The 2,515-nt window shown below is 46.1% G+C and carries 4 protein-coding genes; 3 read left to right on the forward strand and 1 reads right to left on the reverse strand.

The window, feature by feature from the left end:
* Nucleotides 1-419, reverse strand: a 419-nt coding sequence (locus PF479_RS09370) for a shikimate dehydrogenase (RefSeq protein WP_367277219.1), incomplete at its 3' end; no start/stop codon positions are given.
* A 97-nt stretch (nucleotides 420-516) separates the two neighbouring features.
* Here PF479_RS09370 and PF479_RS09375 point away from each other — a divergent pair.
* The 3 genes from PF479_RS09375 to PF479_RS09385 form a co-directional block, all read left to right on the forward strand.
* Nucleotides 517-1,476 (forward strand): aldo/keto reductase, encoded by a 960-nt coding sequence (locus PF479_RS09375; protein ID WP_298005401.1) that lies wholly within the window; start codon nucleotides 517-519, stop codon nucleotides 1,474-1,476.
* The gene (locus PF479_RS09380; RefSeq protein WP_298005403.1) at nucleotides 1,477-2,133 is read left to right on the forward strand and encodes a YdcF family protein; all 657 of its coding nucleotides are present in this window, start codon (nucleotides 1,477-1,479) and stop codon (nucleotides 2,131-2,133) included.
* Nucleotides 2,134-2,269: 136 nt separating this feature from the next.
* The coding region (locus tag PF479_RS09385; protein ID WP_298005406.1) for a hypothetical protein at nucleotides 2,270-2,515 on the forward strand (246 nt) is incomplete at its 3' end.

The raw sequence follows: 2,515 nt of genomic DNA on the forward strand, positions 1-2,515 counted from the left end.
ATAGCCCGGGAGGCTCCTCCAGCCCCGAGAACCATGATTTTTTTCCCCTCGGGATTGCATTGCCCGTCCTCTCTCAGGGCCTTTAAAAATCCTTTCCCATCCGTATTCTCACCAATCAACTTGTTCCCTTCTCTTCTGACTGTATTCACAGCACCGATGAGTTCTGCATCGGGAGAGATCTCATCCAGATATTTCATGATCTCAATTTTATGGGGAATCGTTAAATTGATGCCTTTCATATTCATAGCCCTCAATCCCGCGACAGCTCCTTCCAGGTCTTCAGGCAGTACTTCAATGGTCAGGTAGCGCCAGTCCAGATCCATGTCTTTAAAGGCGGCTTCTACCATGACAATGGTCGGATTTTCCGCAACAGGATGCCCAAAGACTCCGACCAGTTCTGATTTGTATTGTGTATTCATTTGTCGTCCTTTATCATTACAGGATGGGTTCTCATATGTTTAGAATATCATTGATAAGACTTGAACTGTCCAAGAATCACGCAAAAAAGGAAAAAATATGAATTTCAACTATCTAGGTAATACGGGTATACAGGTTTCATCACTCTGTTTCGGCACCATGTCATTCGGCGGAGATGCAGACGAAGAGACGTCTCTAGAGATGTATAAGCTCTGCCGGAACAAGGGTATCAATTTTTTCGACTGTGCCAATGTCTATCAAAAAGGTCTGTCAGAAGAGATTCTTGGAAAATGCATCAAGGGCCACAGAAATGAAATAGTCCTGACATCCAAGGTCAATGGGCCCATGTCCGATAATATCAATGACAAGGGTAATTCCAGGAGAAACCTGAGGCTCTCTCTGGAGGCCTCCCTCAAACGTCTGGGTACGGACTACCTGGACTTTTATTTCCTCCATCGTTTTGATGATAATACAGTCCTGGAGGAAACCCTTGAGACAATGGATCAGTTTGTCCGGGAAGGGAAAATCCTTTATCCCGCAGTCAGCAATTTTGCCGCCTGGCAGGTTATGAAAGCACAGGGCGTGTCTATGGCTCGTGGATTAAGTTCGATTCAGTGCATACAGCCCATGTACAATCTTCTCAAGAGACAGGCAGAGGTGGAACTGCTTCCCATGGCTCAATCCGAATCCATGGGAGTGATCTGTTACAGCCCTATGGCAGGCGGGCTGCTCAGCGGCAAATACAGAACCAAAGAAAATACAGGAAGATTCAGCAGTAACAAAGCCTATCAGAGCCGTTACCGCGCCCCTTCTAATCCTAAAATAGTTGAGAACTACATGCAGTTGGCAGAAGAGCTGGGTTATCATCCGGTGTCTCTGGACATTGCCTGGACTGGAGGCCACCCGGCCGTTACGGCTCCCATCATAGGCGCCAGAAACAGCTTTCAGCTGGAAACGGCTCTGGGAGCGGCGGACATCAACATGACAGATGAATTGAGACAGAGGATTTCCGAACTCAGTCCGACTCCACCTCCGGCGACAGACCGCTCAGAAGTATAGATGCCGAGAGACCTGAACCAGGCTGTCCAAACCCTCTGGGATTACCACCAATTGAATCAGACTCCCCGGGAGGCAGATATAATCTTTGTCCTGGGGAGCCATGATCTGAGGGTGGCAGAATATGGAGCAGCCCTGTTCTTGAATGGTCTGGAACCCTGGATTGTATTTTCGGGTGGGATTGCCAATGAAGGATACCTTCTTAAGACGGGTTGGGAGCTCAGTGAGGCCGAAACCTTTGCACAGATTGCTGAAGTTGCCGGTGTTCCCCGCAGCAGAATGATCCTGGAATGCAAGGCCAAAAACACAGGGGAAAATGTACTGTTTACAGAAGAGATTCTACAGGCAGAGAAGATTCCCTACGACAGGATTCTGGCCGTGCAGAAACCTTATATGGAGCGCCGGGCCTTTGCCACGCTGAAAGTCTACTGGCCGGATACGGATATAACAGTCTGCTCCCCTCCCCTCTCACTGGATGAGTACCCCAATGAGAAAATCAGCAGAGAAGAAATGATTCATATCATGGTGGGAGACCTGCAGAGGATTGCAGAATATCCCCTCCGGGGGTTTCAGATTGCTCAGATCATACCGGAAGAAGTTATGTCAGCGTATAAGTATCTGATGCAGGCCGGTTATACGGGCCACTTGTTAAAACTATGAAAGTCAAAGAGATTTTTAGTGTTTAAGATTTGCCGCCAGGCTTCATAACTAAAGGCTCAGCTGCAGTCAAAGACCTGACTGGTGCAGCCACTTCGTTATGACTTTCAATTTCTTTTATCTTGAATTTACCAGTCTAATGTATTACATTGTAGTCATGGTCTTCTATGACAAGGATATCAAAAAAGAAATCAAAAAGGGACTCCTCCTTAAAGAAGTTGTCACACTATTTACTCATGTGTTCCAATCTCTTGATCAGACTAAAGACTTAAATCTCTTTGATATCAAACAATTGAAAACGAATTCACCAAAAGAGTATTTTCGATTACGGAAAGGAAAATATAGAGCAGTATTTACTATAGAAGACCAAGATTTTTATGTCCAT

The organism is Oceanispirochaeta sp. (assembly GCF_027859075.1).
Lineage (GTDB): Bacteria > Spirochaetota > Spirochaetia > DSM-2461 > DSM-2461 > Oceanispirochaeta.

Bases quoted from the DNA above. Each gene is read 5' to 3' on its own strand.
- PF479_RS09375 (WP_298005401.1), top strand. From the start codon at position 517: ATGAATTTCAACTATCTAGGTAATACGGGTATACAGGTTTCATCACTC.
- PF479_RS09380 (WP_298005403.1), top strand. From the start codon at position 1,477: ATGCCGAGAGACCTGAACCAGGCTGTCCAAACCCTCTGGGATTACCAC.